The organism is Oceanobacillus phoenicis, from assembly GCF_047238145.1.
Lineage (GTDB): Bacteria > Bacillota > Bacilli > Bacillales > Amphibacillaceae > Oceanobacillus.
This window is the reverse complement of record NZ_JBDFME010000001.1, coordinates 3,902,283-3,920,108: the sequence shown is the minus strand read 5'-3', so window position 1 is coordinate 3,920,108 and position 17,826 is coordinate 3,902,283. Positions and strand designations below refer to the sequence as shown.

Annotated in this window: 14 protein-coding genes and 1 pseudogene; all 15 read left to right on the top strand. The window is 37.7% G+C overall.

Annotated features, from left to right (window positions below):
- Positions 1-1,581, top strand: a complete 1,581-nt coding sequence (locus tag ABC346_RS19625; RefSeq protein ID WP_413236581.1) for a M4 family metallopeptidase — start codon at positions 1-3, stop codon at positions 1,579-1,581.
- A 57-nt stretch (positions 1,582-1,638) separates the two neighbouring features.
- On the top strand, positions 1,639-3,123 hold the full coding sequence (locus ABC346_RS19620) for a serine hydrolase domain-containing protein (RefSeq protein ID WP_413236463.1): 1,485 nt from the start codon (positions 1,639-1,641) through the stop codon (positions 3,121-3,123).
- A gap of 65 nt (positions 3,124-3,188) precedes the next feature.
- Complete coding sequence (locus ABC346_RS19615; RefSeq protein ID WP_413236462.1) at positions 3,189-4,724, top strand: M14 family zinc carboxypeptidase; 1,536 nt, start codon at positions 3,189-3,191, stop codon at positions 4,722-4,724.
- A gap of 368 nt (positions 4,725-5,092) precedes the next feature.
- Positions 5,093-5,771, top strand: a pseudogene (locus ABC346_RS19610) (L-ribulose-5-phosphate 4-epimerase).
- Between the two features lie 20 nt (positions 5,772-5,791).
- The gene (locus tag ABC346_RS19605; RefSeq protein ID WP_413236461.1) at positions 5,792-7,471 is read left to right on the top strand and encodes a ribulokinase; all 1,680 of its coding nucleotides are present in this window, start codon (positions 5,792-5,794) and stop codon (positions 7,469-7,471) included.
- A gap of 17 nt (positions 7,472-7,488) precedes the next feature.
- The gene (gene araA / locus ABC346_RS19600; RefSeq protein WP_413236460.1) at positions 7,489-8,967 is read left to right on the top strand and encodes an L-arabinose isomerase; all 1,479 of its coding nucleotides are present in this window, start codon (positions 7,489-7,491) and stop codon (positions 8,965-8,967) included.
- 214 nt (positions 8,968-9,181) lie between these two features.
- A complete protein-coding gene (locus ABC346_RS19595; RefSeq protein ID WP_413236459.1) occupies positions 9,182-10,765 on the top strand; it encodes a long-chain-fatty-acid--CoA ligase in 1,584 nt (527 codons plus the stop codon).
- Between the two features lie 331 nt (positions 10,766-11,096).
- Positions 11,097-12,275 carry an acyl-CoA dehydrogenase family protein gene (locus ABC346_RS19590; protein ID WP_413236458.1) on the top strand — a complete coding sequence of 393 codons (1,179 nt, stop codon included), beginning with the start codon at positions 11,097-11,099 and terminating at the stop codon, positions 12,273-12,275.
- A gap of 11 nt (positions 12,276-12,286) precedes the next feature.
- The gene (gene fabG, locus ABC346_RS19585) at positions 12,287-13,051 is read left to right on the top strand and encodes a 3-oxoacyl-ACP reductase FabG (RefSeq protein ID WP_413236457.1); all 765 of its coding nucleotides are present in this window, start codon (positions 12,287-12,289) and stop codon (positions 13,049-13,051) included.
- 27 nt (positions 13,052-13,078) lie between these two features.
- Positions 13,079-13,528, top strand: coding sequence for a MaoC family dehydratase N-terminal domain-containing protein (locus ABC346_RS19580; RefSeq protein ID WP_413236456.1), 450 nt, complete (start codon positions 13,079-13,081; stop codon positions 13,526-13,528).
- The gene (locus ABC346_RS19575) at positions 13,525-13,935 is read left to right on the top strand and encodes a MaoC family dehydratase (protein ID WP_413236455.1); all 411 of its coding nucleotides are present in this window, start codon (positions 13,525-13,527) and stop codon (positions 13,933-13,935) included. Before ABC346_RS19580 ends, ABC346_RS19575 begins: the two co-directional genes overlap by 4 nt.
- A 20-nt stretch (positions 13,936-13,955) precedes the next feature.
- On the top strand, positions 13,956-15,161 hold the full coding sequence (locus tag ABC346_RS19570; RefSeq protein WP_413236454.1) for an acyl-CoA dehydrogenase: 1,206 nt from the start codon (positions 13,956-13,958) through the stop codon (positions 15,159-15,161).
- 15 nt (positions 15,162-15,176) lie between these two features.
- Entirely contained in the window at positions 15,177-15,950 is a 774-nt protein-coding gene (locus ABC346_RS19565) for an SDR family oxidoreductase (protein WP_413236453.1), read from the top strand.
- A gap of 35 nt (positions 15,951-15,985) precedes the next feature.
- A complete protein-coding gene (locus ABC346_RS19560; protein WP_413236452.1) occupies positions 15,986-17,158 on the top strand; it encodes a thiolase family protein in 1,173 nt (390 codons plus the stop codon).
- Positions 17,159-17,242: 84 nt separating this feature from the next.
- Positions 17,243-17,809, top strand: a complete 567-nt coding sequence (locus ABC346_RS19555) for a TetR/AcrR family transcriptional regulator (protein ID WP_413236451.1) — start codon at positions 17,243-17,245, stop codon at positions 17,807-17,809.
- Positions 17,810-17,826 lie beyond the last annotated feature (17 nt).

The following is a 17,826-nucleotide window of genomic DNA, read 5'->3' as shown; positions in this document are numbered from 1 at the left end:
ATGAATAAAATTGTAGTTTCATCAGCGTTAGCAATAGCTGTATCCTTAGGGATTGGTAGTTCAGTAGTTCTCGCTAAGGATATCAAGATACAGATGAATGAAATTTATGATACACCTTCATATATTATTGAAAACTGGGAGGCACCTCAAGGCTTATCCAAAAAAGAGGTTGTTTTAGCGTATATTGAAAGCAAGGGGGAGGAATTTCAGTTAAACAGTAGTCCGGATATAGGCTTTGAGATAAATAATGTTACTGCAGATAGTGAAACGGATACTTCTCATTTTAGAGTGGAACAAACGTATAAGGGGATTCCGGTATATGGTGCCGATCAAACGATTAGCTTAGATGAAAATAATCATGTCACATCTTATTTTGGACAAGTTGTTTCCGGTATTGATGGAAATATTTCATTAGATAATCAAAAGACAGCAGAGGAAATCATCGATATTTTTAAAGAGAATCTTGAAGAAAAAATCGGAACAGTAGACCAATTTGATGGAGAGATTGAAGCAGAACCGTATATTTACGAGTTTGATGATAAATTTCATTTTACCTATTTAGTTACTGCTTCTACAACTTATCCAGAAGTTGGGTTTTGGCATTATTTTATTGATGTGAAGAGTGGCGAAGTCATTGATAATTTTAATGCATCACATGATGTAACTGCATTCGGTACAGGTGTGTTTGGCGAAAGACAAAAGTTTGAGGCACAACAGTATGAAGATATGTTTCGACTATTCGATGTAACTCGTGGAAATGGTGTTGTTACGTATGATAATGATACTGGTACAAATGTTCATGTGCTTAGTAATAATAAAATGTTTACCGACGGAGCTGCTGTAGATGCTCATGCAAATGCGCAGAAAACATATGATTATTTTCTAGATACGTTTGGTCGTAATTCTGTGGATGATAATGGTCAGATTCTGATTTCAGCGGTACATGTAGGAGATAACTGGAATAATGCATCATGGAATGGGAGACAAATGTCTTACGGTGATGGAGATGGTATCAGATTCCATCCGCTAGCTGGTGGGCTTGATGTAGCTGCCCATGAAATGTCACATGGTGTCATCCAACATACAGCAAATTTAGTTTATCGGAATGAATCTGGAGCATTAAACGAATCATTTGCGGATATTTTTGGAGCGATGGTAGATCGTGAGAATTGGTTAATGGGTGAGGATATAATGGCGGACGGTACACTTGCGTTACGTTCATTAGAAGACCCAGCAGTATTGATTGAAAATAGAACGCAGGAACCATACCCGGATCATTGGGATAGAAGATATATAGGTCCCTTAGACAATGGTGGTGTCCATATTAACAGTAGTATTAACAATAAAGCGGCTTATTTAGTTGCTGAAGGCGGAGAACATTATGACGTAGTTGTTGAGGGAGTTGGCCGCGCAGCAACGGAACAGATTTATTACCGTGCACTTGATTTATACTTGACGAGTACTTCAGATTTCAGCATGATGCGACAAGCTGCAGTTCAAGCAGCAATTGATTTATATGGTAGTAATTCACCTCATGTAGAGGCAGTAGAACAAGCTTACAATGCAGTTGGTGTCTATTAATCTAATTTTATAGACAAGTGAGCGAAATAAGAGTCTTTCTAAAATAGGGAGAAGATAATGATGAAGAAAGTAATGCCTTTGCTATTTACTTTTATACTTTTATTTTCCACTTTCATATCAGGTACTGTTAGTATTTACGCTGCAGAGAGCGGTCTAAATACAGGAGATGCAAATGATGTTGAAATGTTGCAACAGCCATTGGATGATATAGATCCATTGATTGAAAATGCAATATCAGAACAAGTGATGCCAGGTGCTGTTGTTCTAATTGTACGTGATGAACAAATTGTTAAACATGAAGCATATGGTTATGCTGCGCGTTATACGGATAACAATTTTACAGAAATGGAGAATCCTGTAGAAATGCAAGAAGATACCATTTTTGACATGGCTTCTATCTCTAAATTATTTACAGCAGTAGCGGTTATGACGCTATGGGATGAAGGGATGTTTGATTTGGATGATCCGGTAGCATTATATATCCCAGAGTTTGCAAGTAATGGTAAAGAAGATGTAACAATTAAGCAATTATTAACCCATACGTCCGGTTTCCGTGCATCTACTACGGTACCTGTTCATGAAATAGAAGGGGACCGTGAAGATCGTTTGGATTTTGTCTTAAATGAAACGTTAGAAGTCCCACCTGGTACTCGGTATCTCTATAGCGACGTTGATTTTATTACACTTGGAGTCTTAATCGAACGGCTGAGCGGGCAACGTCAAGATGAATATGTAGCAGCGAATATAACAGAACCTCTACAAATGAATGATACGATGTATAGCCCTGAAGCTTCATTAAAAGAAAGAATTGCTGCAACAGAGTATCAATCCAATGTAAATCGTGGACTTGTTTGGGGAAGTGTCCATGATGAAAAAGCGTGGGCACTGGATGGCGTTGCAGGGCATGCAGGAGTTTTTAGTTCGGCAGAGGATTTAGCTGTGTTCGGACAGATGATGTTAAATGAAGGAAGTTACCAAGATGAACAGATTCTATCCGAGGAAGCCATTGAACTTATCACGACAAATTGGAATGGTGCCTTTCCTGGTCAAGACCAAGGGTTGGGATGGGAATTGAATCAAAATTGGTATATGGATGATTTAGCAGAACAGAATACGATAGGGCATACAGGTTACACAGGTACTTCCATCGTGGTGAGTCCTAACAATAAATCTATTACTATATTGCTAACAAATAGGGTCCATCCAACGAGAAATACGGTTTCTACTAACCCTACTCGTCGAATGGTATCAGAGAAAACTGCATCTGCAATTGATGCATGGAGTGCAGAAAGTATGATGTCTCTTGTTGATCGTTTGGTTGATCGAGAAGAAATAACAGATGTGTCGGCAGCTCGGTCTTTAAACAATCATTTAACCGCAATCGATCATTTTGAATCACGAAGTAACTCTAGTAAAGTCATAAAACACTTAGAAGGATTCTCGCCATTGATTGAATTCTATTATGATAACAATTCGTTATCAGAGAATGCTTATGAAACACTTCTCTCAGATACAGAGTATCTTATGGGTAAGTGGCAATAGAAATAAACGTAATATAAAACTATTAATCTATTGAGCTATATTAAAAACTTTTAAAGGAGGATATGATGAATAATTTTAATTGGAAAAGAAGATTGTCGCAACTTATCATTGTGATGTTCATGTTTACTTTATTTCCTATAACAAGTTTTGCGGAACAGAATTATCATAATATCGATCCCCCCTTAACCGGATTTGAAGAACGAGACGGAGAAACATGGACGACGCATGAAGAAGAGCTAGACTTTTTAGAAGAAGTAGCTACATTATCTGATCGAGTTAGCTATAATCAAATTGGTACAACAGTAGAAGGAAGACCATTACATCTAGTACGTGTTGGTTTCCCAGAACCACCAACTGATGAAGATATTGCAAATGGGAATAATATTTTAGTCATTGGTACGCAACATGGAAATGAAGGTGCGCCAAGAGAAATGGCATTAAAGCTATTAAGAGATTTAGCGTTCACTGATGATGCTGAATTAATTGAATTGCTCAGTGACGCTACAATTTTATTTATACCAACTGCAAATCCAGATGGCAGAGAAGCGGATACAAGAAGCAATGCCGATGGGATAGACATTAATCGAGAACATTTAAGCTTAAGTACCTTAGAAGTGGAGGCAGTTGCAGAAGTATTAGATGAATTCAATCCGGATATTACAGTAGATGGTCATGAACGTCCAAGAGCAAGCGGCAATCCTGATATCGAGATGCTTTGGCCACGTAACCTTAATGTGGACGAGCAATTACGTTCCTTGAATCAAGAAATGGTGGAAGATTACTTGTTCCCTGAAGTGGAGGCTTACGGTTTTTCCACAGGATTATATGGAACACCAGGTGGAGCCGGTGGTGGAGATGAACGGATTATGCGCAACATATTAGGATTACGAAATGGTCTTGGGTTATTAACAGAAACAGCAGGGTTACAAGAACCAAGTTACCGTGTTGATGCACAGATGAGAGCAGTAGAAGGGGTACTTAATTTTTATTATGAACGATTTGATGAAGTAACCTCTCTAGTTGAAGGTGCTCCTGAAAGACAAGAAATATTAGGATCAGATCAATCTCAACCCTTTTATTTAGATGGAGCGGATAACTGGGAACCAACGAATATAATAGAAAAGAAACCTGCTGGTTATTTGCTTACGAATTCACAAGCTGATGACATGGACAAGCATATTTCTTTATTCTCTTTGGAGACAGAAAACATCTTCCATGTTGGTGAGTATATCACGATGAGTCAGCCTAGAATGACTGTCGTTCCATTCTTGATTGATAAGCGAGCAACTTATAATGAGGTGGAAGGGTTAGCGCTATATGATAGCGTAAATGTAGGTACTGCGGACAATATGAAATCTCTAGTAGAACACTTTCATGAAGAGAATGCTTTTACAGATCCTAGTGAAGTTAGAGCGCTGAAGATGCATTTGACAACTTTATCTAGATTTGAAATAAAAGATGATGCAGGAAAGGTAAGAAAGCATTTAATTGGATTGAATGATTTATTAAGTTATCAACAAGATAATGAGTTGATTACAGAAGATGCTTATGAAGATCTGCAAAAATATGCCGCATTTTTGAGTGATAAATGGTCGGAATAAACCTAGCAAAGACGCGTTTGAATCCCGGATAGGAATCTACTCCTATTCGGGATTTTATTTATTCTGACTGTAACGTGTAACGGACAGTAATCAATACTATGAAGCCTAGACAACAGGATAAGTGGGCCGTAGTGTCCTTTTCTGTTCAAGTGTCTTTAAGTCATGCCCTTGTGGTACTAACATACAGTAGGGGGAGAACAAAAATCTTAACCATGTGAAATTACTCTTTATCTGAATAATTTATCATAAAAGAATATTTTAAAAATTCATTCGAAAAGCATTGAATGTACGTATGAATTATATTATTATAAAAACAAATAACAAACGTACGTACAAGTGTGTGCGTTTTAGAAGGGTGTTGTTTCTGTATGCTAGAAAGTTTGAAAGAACAGGTTCTAGAAGCAAATGTATCCCTGATGAAGCATCATTTAGTAATTTTTATTTGGGGAAATGTAAGCGGATACGATTCAGAGTCTGGGTTAGTTGTGATTAAACCTAGTGGTATTCCATATCAGTAGCTAACAGTTAGTGATTTAGTAGTAGTTGACCTAGATGGAAATATTGTTGAGGAGGCCATCTTCGGATACGCCAACACATCTCGTACTGTACAGAGATTTTCCTGAAATAGGCGGAGTTGTTCTTACACATTCACCTTGGGCAACAAGTTGGGCGCAATCTGGTAAAGCAATTCCTGCACTTGGAACTACGCAGGCAGATTATTTTTATGGGGAAATTCCCTGTACAAGACAGATGACGGATGATGAAATCAATGGTGCGTATGAGTTGGAAACAGGCCATGTCATCGTAGAAACATTTAAACACCTTGATCCAATAGCGGTTCCCGGCGTATTGGTACATAGTCATGCACCATTTAATTGGGGGAAGGATCGATTAGATGCGGTCCATCAAGCGGTAGTACTAGAAGAAGTAGCGAAAATGGCTTTACAAACCTATCAAATTAATCCTGAAGTTACACCTATACAACAATCTTTACTCGATAAACATTATTTACGTAAACATGGTAAACACGCTTATTATGGTCAATAGATAAGATAGGAGGTTTTGTAATGGGAGAAAAATATACGATTGGAATTGATTACGGAACAGAATCTGGGAGAGCAGTAGTAGTATCGTTACAAACTGGTAAGGAAATTGCAGATCATGTTACGCCTTATCGTCATGGCGTAATAGATGACTTACTACCTGAAACGGGGGAGAAATTAGGTCACGAATGGGCCTTACAACATGCTGGTGACTATATCGAAGTGATTAAAAATTCTGTTCCAGCAGTATTAAAGCAATCAAAAGTGAATACAGACGATGTTGTTGGGATAGGTATTGACTTTACGGCTTGTACCATTCTTCCTGTGGATAAACATGGTGAACCACTTATGTTTAATGCTAAGTGGAAACAAAATCCGAACAGTTGGGTGAAGTTATGGAAACATCATGCTGCGCAAGATAAAGCAAATCGTATTAATGAAATTGCAGAACAAAGAGGAGAAAAATTTTTACCTCGTTATGGAGGAAGAATTTCATCGGAATGGATGATTGCTAAAGTTTGGCAAGTACTGGATGAAGCACCAGAAATCTATGAAGCTACGGATAAATTTGTGGAGGCAACGGATTGGGTTATATCTAAGTTATCCGGAAATCTTATTCGAAATAGTTGCACAGCTGGATATAAAGCGATTTGGCATAAACAAGATGGCTTTCCGAGTAACAATTATTTTAAATCACTCGATCCTCGTTTGGAAGCTTTAGCTGAGACGAAATTACGAGGGGAAATCGTACCTTTAGGGACGAATGCTGGTGGTTTAACTGAGGAAATGGCTCTCTTCACTGGATTAAATCCAGGTATTGCTGTAGCTGTTGGTAATGTGGATGCGCATGCAGCAGTTCCTGCAATGGGCGTAACGACTCCAGGAAAAATGGTTATGGTAATGGGTACTTCGATTTGCCATATGTTACTTGGTGAGGAAGAAAAACAGATTGAAGGTATGTGTGGAGTGGTGGAGGATGGAATAATCCCAGGGTATTACGGCTATGAAGCTGGACAATCTGCTGTCGGTGATATTTTTGCTTGGTTTGTACAACAAGGTGTAACGGCAGAAGTAAAAGAAGAAGCAGAAAAGAAAGATTTAGATATATACCAACTTTTAGAGCAGAAAGCATCTGATTATCAGCCCGGTGAGTCTGGCTTATTGGCTTTAGATTGGTGGAATGGAAATCGTTCAGTGCTTGTTGATACAGAATTGAGTGGGATGATTCTTGGAATGACACTACAAACAAAACCGGAAGAAATCTATCGATCATTGTTAGAATCTACCGCATTTGGCACGAGAATGATTGTTGATGCATTTCATCAAAATGGCATATCAGTTGATGAACTCTATGCATGTGGTGGATTACCCCAAAAGAGTAAGCTATTAATGCAAATATATGCTGATGTTACAAACCGAAACATTGTAATTGCTGAATCGAAGCATACTCCTGCACTAGGAGCAGCGATGTTTGCTGCAATAGCAGCAGGTTCAACTAATGGCGGATATGATACTGCAATAGAAGCAGCAAATAGTATGGCACGTGTAAAAGAAGAAGTTATTAAGCCAAATCCTGAAAACGCATACACATATGAAAAGATTTTTCAAGAATACAAACGACTTCATGACTATTTTGGACGCGGTGAAAATGATGTGATGAAACGTTTGAAGAATTTACGCATTCAAGAAGAAATAAACATTTAAATCATGGAGGTATGAATATGTTAACAATCAAACCGTACACATTTTGGTTTGTAACTGGAAGCCAATCCTTATATGGGGAAGAAACGTTAAAAGAAGTAGAGGATAACTCGAAGCAAATTGTTGAGGCACTGAATGAAAATCTACCATTTAATATTGAATTTAAAGCAGTGGTTACTACTACCACAGAAATTCAACAAGTAGTAAGAGAGGCAAACGTAAAAGAGAGCTGTGGGGGCTTAATTACCTGGATGCACACTTTCTCTCCAGCGAAATCGTGGATTGCCGGTTTAAAAGAGTTACAAACTCCATTATTACATTTGCACACACAATATCATAAAGAAATTCCTTGGGATTCTATCGATATGGATTTTATGAATACGAACCAAGCAGCACATGGGGATCGTGAATTCGGTTTTATGGTAACTCGATTAGCGATACCGAGAAAAGTTGTGGTTGGTCACTGGGAAAACAAACAGGTTACTGAAAAGATTTCTAATTGGATGTACAGTGCAGTGGCAGTATCTGAGGGTACATCGATTCGAGTGGCTAGATTTGGTGATAACATGCGTAATGTTGCTGTCACAGATGGTGATAAAATCGAAGCCCAAATCAAATTTGGTTGGACAGTAGATTATTATGGTATAGGCGACTTAGTAGCAGAAATAGAGAGGATTTCAGAAGAACAAATTGATAATTTATATGAAGAATATAAACAGCAATATGATTTCCCATCTGACATAGAAACAGATGCATCTATTCAAGCATCGATACGATATCAAGCAAAAACAGAGCTTGGGTTGAAATCATTTTTAGCAAAAGGAAACTATACTGCTTTTACGACAAATTTTGAAGATTTGCATGGAATGAAACAACTTCCAGGTCTTGCAGCTCAACGTTTAATGGCAGAAGGATATGGATTTGCTGGAGAAGGCGACTGGAGAACAGCGGCTTTATTACGTTTAATGAAGATTATTTCAAGCAATAAGAATACTTCTTTTATGGAAGACTATACATATCATTTGGAAGAAGGAAATGAAATGATATTAGGCTCCCATATGTTAGAGGTTTGTCCCACAGTTGCTGCTAATAAGCCAAAGATTGTTGTAAATCCGCTATCAATGGGTGATAGAGAAGATCCAGCACGTCTTGTGTTTGATGGTAAATCAGGGGATGCAATAAATGTTTCATTGGTAGAGATGGGTGGACGATATCGATTAATCATTAATGAAATTAAAGCGGAACGTCCCAAGCAGCAAACACCATATTTACCAGTGGCAAAAGTATTATGGAAACCTGAACCTTCATTTAGTGAAGCGACTGAAGCTTGGATTTATGCAGGTGGTGCTCATCATACCGTATTGTCATTTGATGTTACCACGGAACAAATGTATGATATTGCAGAAATGATGAATATAGAGTGTATTGTTATTGATAAGGATACTAAATTAAGAGATTTAAGAAATGAATTGAAATGGAATGAAGCAACGTATCGTTAAATATTAAAAGAGAGGAGAGTAATTCTCCTCTCTTTTAATATAAATGTCTAAGGGAAATTCATATGATCTTCGTGCCTCTATTCTTTAATTAAATATGAGAAATTTAGATCAAAAAAAATTACCGATTGATTTTTTAATAATCTCTGGTATACTCTTATTATAATATTCTGAACATACCGTATGGTTAGTATGTTTATGATAAAGGAGGAGAATGATGGATAGACCATGGATAAAACATGTTCCAGAAGGAAATCCAACCAATGTCCAAATACCAGAAATCTCACTTCAAGAGCTACTTTTTGAATCTGTGGATGCGTACTCAGATAATGTAGCAATGACCTTCTTTAACCGCACGTATACGTACCAACAACTCGAAAAAATGATTTATACGGTAGCAAGTTCCCTTTATAATCTTGGCATCGAAAAAGGGGATCGGATAGCGTTAATGTTACCGAATTGTCCACAATATCCGATAAGCTATTTTGCAACATTGCTTTGTGGTGGAATTATTGTTCAAATTAATCCAATGTATAAGTCTAGTGAACTTTTACATGTTTTAAATGACTCAGAAGCCAAAGTTATTATTTGTTTGGATAGTTTATTACCTATAGTAGAAGAAGTAATGGACCAAACCAGTTTGGTAAGTGTTATTCCGGTTTCCTTTGAAAGCGATTCCAAATTCAATGACTTGCTTGTAGACAAGGGATATAAATTACCAGAAATTCCGATTGATCCAATCGAAGATATTGCAGTTTTACAATATACGGGTGGAACTACTGGACGATCAAAAGGTGTCATGCTCACCCATTATAATTTAGTTGCTAATACAATCCAAAGCTATGGTACTTCGCAAATCAATATAAAAACTGGGGAAGAAAAGGTGCTAACAATATCACCATTATTTCATGTTTATGGAATGACTAGTTGTATGAACTTTACGTTTTATATTGGAGGAAATTTAATTTTAGTTCCAAAATTTGAGGTTGAACAAACCGTGGATATAATTGAGAAAGTGAAGCCTACCTTATTTATGGGCGTACCAACAATGTTTATCGCTTTATTAAATTATTATCATGAAGAAAAGAAGTTTGATTTAAGTTGTTTAAGAACTTGTTCAAGTGGATCAGCCCCGTTACCAGTTGAAATTATAAACCAATTTAATAATGTTAGTGGATCAAATGTAGCGGAAGGTTTTGGCTTATCTGAAGCCTCTCCAGTCACCCATCGTAATCCGGTTGAAGGTTTACAGAAACCAGGGAGTATAGGAATTCCTCTACCAAACACAGATTCTAAAATAGTTGATTTAGCAACAGGAGAAGAGACATTACCGAATGGTGAAGTTGGAGAGCTAGTAATTAAGGGACCTCAAGTTATGAAAGGTTATTGGAGAATGGAAGATGAAACCAATCAAGTGCTGAGAAATGGATGGTTATATACTGGAGATTTAGCAAAGATGGATGATGATGGGTTCTTCTATATTACTGGAAGGAAAAAAGAACTCATAATTGCAAGTGGCTATAATGTGTATCCAGTTGAAATTGAAGATGTGATTTATCAACACCCAAGTATACTAGAGGTTGCTATTATTGGGGTACCGGATAAATATCGCGGAGAAACAGTAAAAGCATTTGTTGTATTAAAAAATAACTCAACACTAACAGAAGAAGAACTAATCCAGTATTGCCGAGATAGATTAGCTACATTTAAAGTACCTCGTTCGGTAGAATTTTTGCAAGAGCTACCAAAGACGGCTGTTGGAAAAATTCTAAAAAGAAAGTTAAAAGAACAATTTAGTTAAGTTAATTTTATAATGGTTAGTTACTATATAAATATTTCAGTGATAGTTATATACAAATTGACGAAATAATTGGCTTTGATTGAAATGGAAGACGGCGACTCCTGCTCAGATCAACAGAGCTTGAAGATCCACTTGAAAAGCTGTCTTCTTTTCAAGTTAGCTGAGGCCGTGCCTGCTAAAAAGCGTCCGGCTGCAATGGAAATCAAACAGCGCAACATTCGGATTTTATACTCAATCAATTACTACAATATTTTTTAAAAATAAACATACCAACTGGTTAGTATTTTAGGCGAGCTTCGAACATATAGATGGTGAAAAGGAGAGGAAAGTTATGCATTTAAGATTGACTGATGAACAAAAAATGGTACAGCAAACGATTCGTAAATTTGTAGAAAAGGAGCTTATTCCTTTAGAAAATGATGTGCTAAGGAATGAACGAGAGGGAAAACGAAGTCTATCTAAAGAGAAACAGGAAGAATTGGTAATGAAAGCCAAGAATGCTGGTTTTTGGGGGATAAATACTCCTGAAGAATATGGTGGAGCAGATCTAGGACAAATGATGCAAGCGATTGTTGCGATGGAAGTGTCGAAAACATTCGTTCCATTTCAATTTGGAGGATCGGCCGATAATATTCTGTATTATGGCAATGAAGAGCAAAAAAAGAAATATCTGATTCCAACGATAAATGGGGAGAAAAAGTCATGTTTTGCGATGACTGAACCAGGTGCAGGGTCTGATACACAGAATATTAAAATGACTGCAGTAAAAGACGGATCCAAATGGGTACTTAACGGAGAAAAAACATTTATTACGGGTGGAAACGAAGCGGATTTTGTCATGGTGATTGCGATTACCGATAAGGAAATGCATCAAAACACAAAAGGTAGAGAGGGAGTTACATGTTTTATTGCTGACCGTAATATGGGATGGGAATCGGAATATATCCATACGATGGGAGAATGGGGACCGGCTAGTTTGTTTTTTGAAAATGTTCCTATTCCGGAAGAAAATATTCTAGGAGAATTGCATAAAGGTTATAATCTGGGACTCGAGTGGATTGGATTCGCAAGGTGGATCGTCGGTGCTCGTGCAGTTGGAACCGCAGAACGACTATTACAAATGGCGATCGACTACTCAAAAGAACGAGAAACCTTTGGTAAACCTATTTCCGAAAGGCAAGCAATCCAATGGCAAATTGCGGATTCTGCAGTGGAAATAGAAGCAGCAAGATGGCTTGTGCTTAACGCAGCTTTCACCCTTGATCATGGAGAAGATAATCGACATTTAGCATCTATTGCTAAATTGTATGGAGCAAATATGGGGACGAGAGTCGTCGATCGTGTTATGCAAATCCATGGCGGGATGGGCTATACACGTGAATTACCTATTGAACGTTGGTACCGCGAGGCGAGATTATGGAGGATCTATGATGGTACGGATGAAATTCAACGTGTGATTATATCTAGGAATCTACTAAAAGGACATGTCAAACTAGGACAGTACGTATAGGAGGAAAAATGATGACAAACAGGTTTTCTGGTAAAGTCGCTTTAATTACAGGTGGAAGTAGAGGAATTGGAAAAGCTGTCGCTTCATTATTAGCGGAAGAAGGGGCGAAGGTTGCAATTATTGATGTAAACGAAGAAGCTCTAACACAATCAGCTAAAGAATTTACAGAAAAAGGTTACACCGTTTATTCAAAGGTCGCAGATGTGGTAAATGCAAGTGAAGTCGAGTCAGCAGTAAAGGAAATCAACGAAGCATTTGGATCAATTGATATTCTTGTGAATAATGCCGGAGTAATCAGAGACAATTTGTTATTTAAAATGACGGATAATGATTGGCAACAAGTAATGGATGTGCATTTAAAAGGAGCTTTTAATGCAACACGAGCAGTTCAACAATATATGGTAGAGCAAAAATATGGGCGTATTATTAATATTTCATCTACTTCAGCCCTTGGAAATAGAGGTCAGGCGAATTATGCTACGGCAAAAGCTGGTTTACAAGGACTGACCAAAACAGTAGCAATTGAACTAGGGAAATTTGGTATAACTGCTAATGCTGTTGCGCCTGGTTTTATTGAAACAGATATGACTAAAGCAACTGCTGCTAGAGTCGGCGTACCATTTGATGATTTTGTCAAAGGAAGTGTGAGTCAAATTCCGGTTGGAAGAAGTGGAAAACCAGAAGATATTGCGAATGCAGTGGCATTCTTTGCAGATGAGAAATCATCATTTGTGAGTGGTCAGGTAATTTATGTTGCCGGCGGACCAAAAGCATAATTTATATATTAGGAATGAGGTGAATCTATGTTTCGTGATGTGATCGGAGAAGAATCAAAAAAGATCAAAAATGTTGTAGAAAAAGGTATTGTTACAAGGTTTGCAGAGTCAATTGGTGATTTGCATCCCATTTATGTGAACGAAGAGGCTGGGCGACAATCAAGATATGGAAGGAATATTGCACCGCCGACGTTCCCAAGAGTTTTTGATTACGGAGAGATTGAAGGACTTCAACTTCCAAATAAAGGACTCATACATGGTGAACAAATTTATCATTATGAACGGCCTTTATTGGTAGGAGAAGAATTATATTGTTACACACAAGTAAAGGATTACTATGAAAAAGAAGGTAAAAATGGCTTGATGGGATTTTTGGTTACAAAAAGATATGGTGAGGATTTACAAGGAAACATCATTTTCACAGAAGAAGCTACCATCATTATTACAGAAAAAGTAAGGAAGGCGATGGAAGTATGAGTACTCTAGTAAAGCTTCAGGCGGTAGATAGGTTAGAACAAATTACATTAGATCCTGTATCGAGAATGGATTTAATTAAATATGCTGGTTCTTCTCTTGATTATAATCCGATTCATACGATTGATAAGGAAGCAACAAATGCTGGACTTCCGGGAATTATTGCTCATGGGATGTGGACCATGGGAAATCTAGCTAAGTTATTTACACCATATTATGAAGAAGGGTTTATTCAAGATTATAAGATTCGTTTTGCTGGAATGGTATTTTTAAATGATACCTTGACGTTACAGGCAGAAGTATCCGATAAATCGAATGACAACTTATTGTTTGATGTCAAAGCTGTCAACCAACATGGTAAATCGGTTATTAAAGGGACGATTAAATTTAAATTATTTGAAGATGAATAGATAAATTCGGGGTGAAATAGATGGAGTTTGAGTACTCAGATAAAGTGAAGGCTTATCAAGAAAAGTTGACGTCGTTTATGGAATCGTATATTTATCCGAATGAAAAATTATATCAAGAACAACTTGACCCCATGGATCGCTTTTCGAGCATCCCTCCAATTATGGAAGAATTGAAACAAAAAGCAAAAGATGAAAAACTATGGAACTTGTTTTTACCAGATAGTGAATACGGAGCAGGATTAACCAACTTGGAGTATGCTCCATTGTGTGAAATTATGGGTCGTTCGGGCCTTGCCCCCGAAGTTTTTAATTGTGCTGCTCCTGATACTGGCAATATGGAAACAATAGAAAGATATGGTTCAAAAGAGCAAAAGAAAGCATGGCTGGAGCCTTTATTAAATGGAGAGATTCGCTCTTGTTTTTCAATGACAGAACCAGATGTTGCTTCGTCGGATGCAACAAATATAAAGGCAAGTATTGTTCAGGATGGTGACGATTATGTTATCAACGGAACAAAATGGTGGTCTTCTGGAGCTGGGGATCCTCGATGTAAAATCGCGATTGTAATGGGAAAGAGTGATACAACAGCTCCAAAACATAAGCAACAGTCGATGATTTTAGTTCCAATGGATACCCCTGGAGTAACGATAAAACGGACACTACCTGTTTTTGGATACGATCATGCACCACATGGTCATGCAGAGATTGAGTATAAAAATGTGAGAGTTCCTGTTACGAATATGTTATTAGGTGAAGGTAGAGGATTTGAAATTGCTCAAGGAAGATTAGGGCCAGGAAGAATTCATCACTGTATGCGAACGATAGGGGCTGCGGAACGTGCATTAGAACTTTTGTGTAAGCGCGTTCTCGATCGTAAGACATTTGGTAAAAAGTTGGCAGAACAGGGTGTCATTCAAGAGTGGATTGCAAATGCAAGGATGAATATAGAACAGGCTCGGTTATTAACTTTGAAAGCTGCTTATATGATGGACACTGTTGGCAATAAGGAAGCAAAATCAGAAATTGCGATGATTAAAGTAGTAGCTCCAAACATGGCACTTGAGGTGATAGATAAAGCAATTCAAGTGTTGGGAGCGGCAGGAGTAAGTGAAGATTTTCCACTTGCTTCAAGTTGGGCAAATATACGAACGTTACGACTTGCTGATGGTCCTGATGAAGTACATCGCAGGTCTATAGCGAAATGGGAATTGAAGAAGTATCAATAGTTGGGAGATGAGTGTATGCACGTTAACGAGTTATTTGATCTTACAGGAAAAACAGCTCTCGTTACAGGAGGTGGACGTGGACTAGGCGAACAGATAGCTGAAGGATTTGCTGAAGCTGGTGCAAATGTAGTTGTCTGTTCAAGGAAGGAAGAAAATTGCAAGGAAGTAAGTGAAAAGCTAAAAAAAATTGGAGTACAATCACTAGCTTTAAAGTGTGATATTACCAATCCTGAGGAAATTAAACAGGCTGTTGAACAAACCGTTGAAAAATTTGGAGGCATCGATATTTTAGTGAATAATAGTGGTGCAACTTGGGGAGCACCAGTTGATGAAATGCCACTAGAAGCCTTTCAAAAAGTGATTAACGTCAATGTTATTGGGACATTTTTAATGTCACAGGCTGTAGGGAAAGTCATGAAAGATCAGGAATATGGAAAAATAATCAATATTGCCTCGGTAGCTGGATTAAAAGGTTCCGATCCTGAATTGATGGACGCCATTGGGTATAACACAAGTAAAGGTGGAGTAATTACATTTACAAAGGACCTCGCAGTGAAATGGGGGCCAAGTGGAATATATGTAAATGCTATTGCACCGGGATTTTTCCCAACTAAAATGTCTAAGGTATTAATTGAAAGAAGCAAGGATAAGTTTTTAAGTCGAACACCGCTTCGTAAGTTTGGAACAGATACAGATTTAAAAGGGGTAGCTTTATTTTTAGCTTCATCTGCCTCTGACTTTATCACAGGAGAAACCATTGTAGTAGACGGTGGATCTGCGGCAATGTAGTATCAAACTCTTCGAAAAAGGGGTGAAATAAATTTATGAATAGAGATGTAGTAATCGTTTCTGCTGTTCGAACAGCTATTGCCAAGCAAGGCGGTGCATTATCGACCGTTCCTGCTCATTTATTTGGGGCAGAAGTAATTAAAAAATCAGTGGAACGCGCAAAGGTAGACCCGGAGTTAATCGATGATGTAATCATGGGGAATGTACTAAGCGGTGGGGGAAATATTGCTCGATTAGCAGCGCTACAAGCTGATTTATCGATTCATTTACCAGGACTAACCGTTGATCGTCAATGTGGTTCAGGAATTAATGCAGTCGTTCTCGCAGCCCAAGCAATTCAGTCTGGAATGGGAGATATTTATGTTGCTGGTGGGATTGAAAGTATGAGTCGTGCTCCATATTTGATGGACCGACCAGAGAAAGCATATAGTCCCGTCCCGCCAACGATTCGGAAATCTAAATTATCTCCAGATCATATAGGTGATCCACCGATGGGAATAACAGCAGAGAACCTTGTGCAAAAGTATAATATCTCAAGAGAAGAGCAAGATGAATATGCTCTTGCAAGTCAACAAAGAATGGGAGAAGCAATGCGTGAAGGGAGATTTAAAGAACAAATTGTTCCGATTTCCGTTCCCAACCGTAAAGAAGAATCTATTGTTTTTGATGTAGATGAGCATCCACGTCCGAATTCTACTATAGAAGGGTTAAAAAAATTGCCCCCTGCTTTTGTTAAAGGAGGAACAGTGACTGCTGGTAGTAGTTCTGGACTAAATGACGCGGCATCTGCACTTGTAATTATGGCTAGAGAAAAAGCAGAGGAATTAGGGTTAACACCAATGGCGATTATTAGAAATGCTGCGGTTTCTGGAGTGGATCCAAATGTCATGGGCATCGGCCCTGTTCCAGCGACACAAAAGTTACTCAGTCGTGAGAACATAGACTTAAGAGATATCGATCTTATCGAGTTGAATGAAGCATTTGCAGCACAAGTACTCGCTTGTGATCGAGAGCTAGCATTCGATAGGGAGAAATTAAATGTAAATGGTGGAGCAATTGCTCATGGACATCCTCTTGGAGCAACAGGAGCTATTTTAATGACAAAAATGGTTTATGAGTTACAACGAATTGGTGGTAAATATGGCCTTGTAACAGCTTGTATCGGTGGTGGCCAAGGAATTTCCACATTGATTGAAAGTGTGCAGTAGTAAGGTGATATCTAGAATTTGCAACCATTTGTGTGGATTATATATGCTATAATATAACCCACAAAAATGAGAGGAACTTAGATTATGAGAGAAAAAATAATTCAAGTAAGTATACCATTGTTTGATACACATGGTTACAGTGAAACTTCTATTCAAGATATTGTCGATGCTATTGGAGTTACAAAAGGTACTTTCTATTATTATTATAAAAGCAAACAAGAGTTACTAAAGGATATTAATTTGACATATATTCAAAATCTTCTGCTTGCTCAAGAAGAGATTTTGAATGATGGCAATCAGACCTATAAAGAAAAATTATACAATAATGTTTTATTAATCATTCGTAATATACGAAAACAGAGACAGAGTGCAAGAATATTTGCAAGAGAAATTCGTCATTTAGAAGGTGACAACTTAGAAATCGTTAGACATATACGAAATAAATTTAGAAACAACACTCAAACGATTATTGCAAAGGGAATAGAAGGTGGAGAATTCAATAAAAATATTCGTCCTGATATTTTAACGTTAGGAATTCTCGGAATTACAAATTGGAGTTACTATTGGTTTAATCCGGATGGAGAAGTATCTGAAGAAGAACTTACGGATTACTATATGGAGTTAATTTTAAACGGAATCAATCAAGAATAGGAAGTTAGAGGAAAGGA

What these genes read in the sequence shown, in the direction of transcription:
- ABC346_RS19625 (WP_413236581.1), top strand. Translation starts at nt 1, where the DNA reads ATGAATAAAATTGTAGTTTCATCAGCGTTAGCAATAGCTGTATCCTTA.
- ABC346_RS19620 (WP_413236463.1), top strand. Translation starts at nt 1,639, where the DNA reads ATGATGAAGAAAGTAATGCCTTTGCTATTTACTTTTATACTTTTATTT.
- ABC346_RS19615 (WP_413236462.1), top strand. Translation starts at nt 3,189, where the DNA reads ATGAATAATTTTAATTGGAAAAGAAGATTGTCGCAACTTATCATTGTG.
- ABC346_RS19605 (WP_413236461.1), top strand. Translation starts at nt 5,792, where the DNA reads ATGGGAGAAAAATATACGATTGGAATTGATTACGGAACAGAATCTGGG.
- araA (WP_413236460.1), top strand. Translation starts at nt 7,489, where the DNA reads ATGTTAACAATCAAACCGTACACATTTTGGTTTGTAACTGGAAGCCAA.
- ABC346_RS19595 (WP_413236459.1), top strand. Translation starts at nt 9,182, where the DNA reads ATGGATAGACCATGGATAAAACATGTTCCAGAAGGAAATCCAACCAAT.
- ABC346_RS19590 (WP_413236458.1), top strand. Translation starts at nt 11,097, where the DNA reads ATGCATTTAAGATTGACTGATGAACAAAAAATGGTACAGCAAACGATT.
- fabG (WP_413236457.1), top strand. Translation starts at nt 12,287, where the DNA reads ATGACAAACAGGTTTTCTGGTAAAGTCGCTTTAATTACAGGTGGAAGT.
- ABC346_RS19580 (WP_413236456.1), top strand. Translation starts at nt 13,079, where the DNA reads ATGTTTCGTGATGTGATCGGAGAAGAATCAAAAAAGATCAAAAATGTT.
- ABC346_RS19575 (WP_413236455.1), top strand. Translation starts at nt 13,525, where the DNA reads ATGAGTACTCTAGTAAAGCTTCAGGCGGTAGATAGGTTAGAACAAATT.
- ABC346_RS19570 (WP_413236454.1), top strand. Translation starts at nt 13,956, where the DNA reads ATGGAGTTTGAGTACTCAGATAAAGTGAAGGCTTATCAAGAAAAGTTG.
- ABC346_RS19565 (WP_413236453.1), top strand. Translation starts at nt 15,177, where the DNA reads ATGCACGTTAACGAGTTATTTGATCTTACAGGAAAAACAGCTCTCGTT.
- ABC346_RS19560 (WP_413236452.1), top strand. Translation starts at nt 15,986, where the DNA reads ATGAATAGAGATGTAGTAATCGTTTCTGCTGTTCGAACAGCTATTGCC.
- ABC346_RS19555 (WP_413236451.1), top strand. Translation starts at nt 17,243, where the DNA reads ATGAGAGAAAAAATAATTCAAGTAAGTATACCATTGTTTGATACACAT.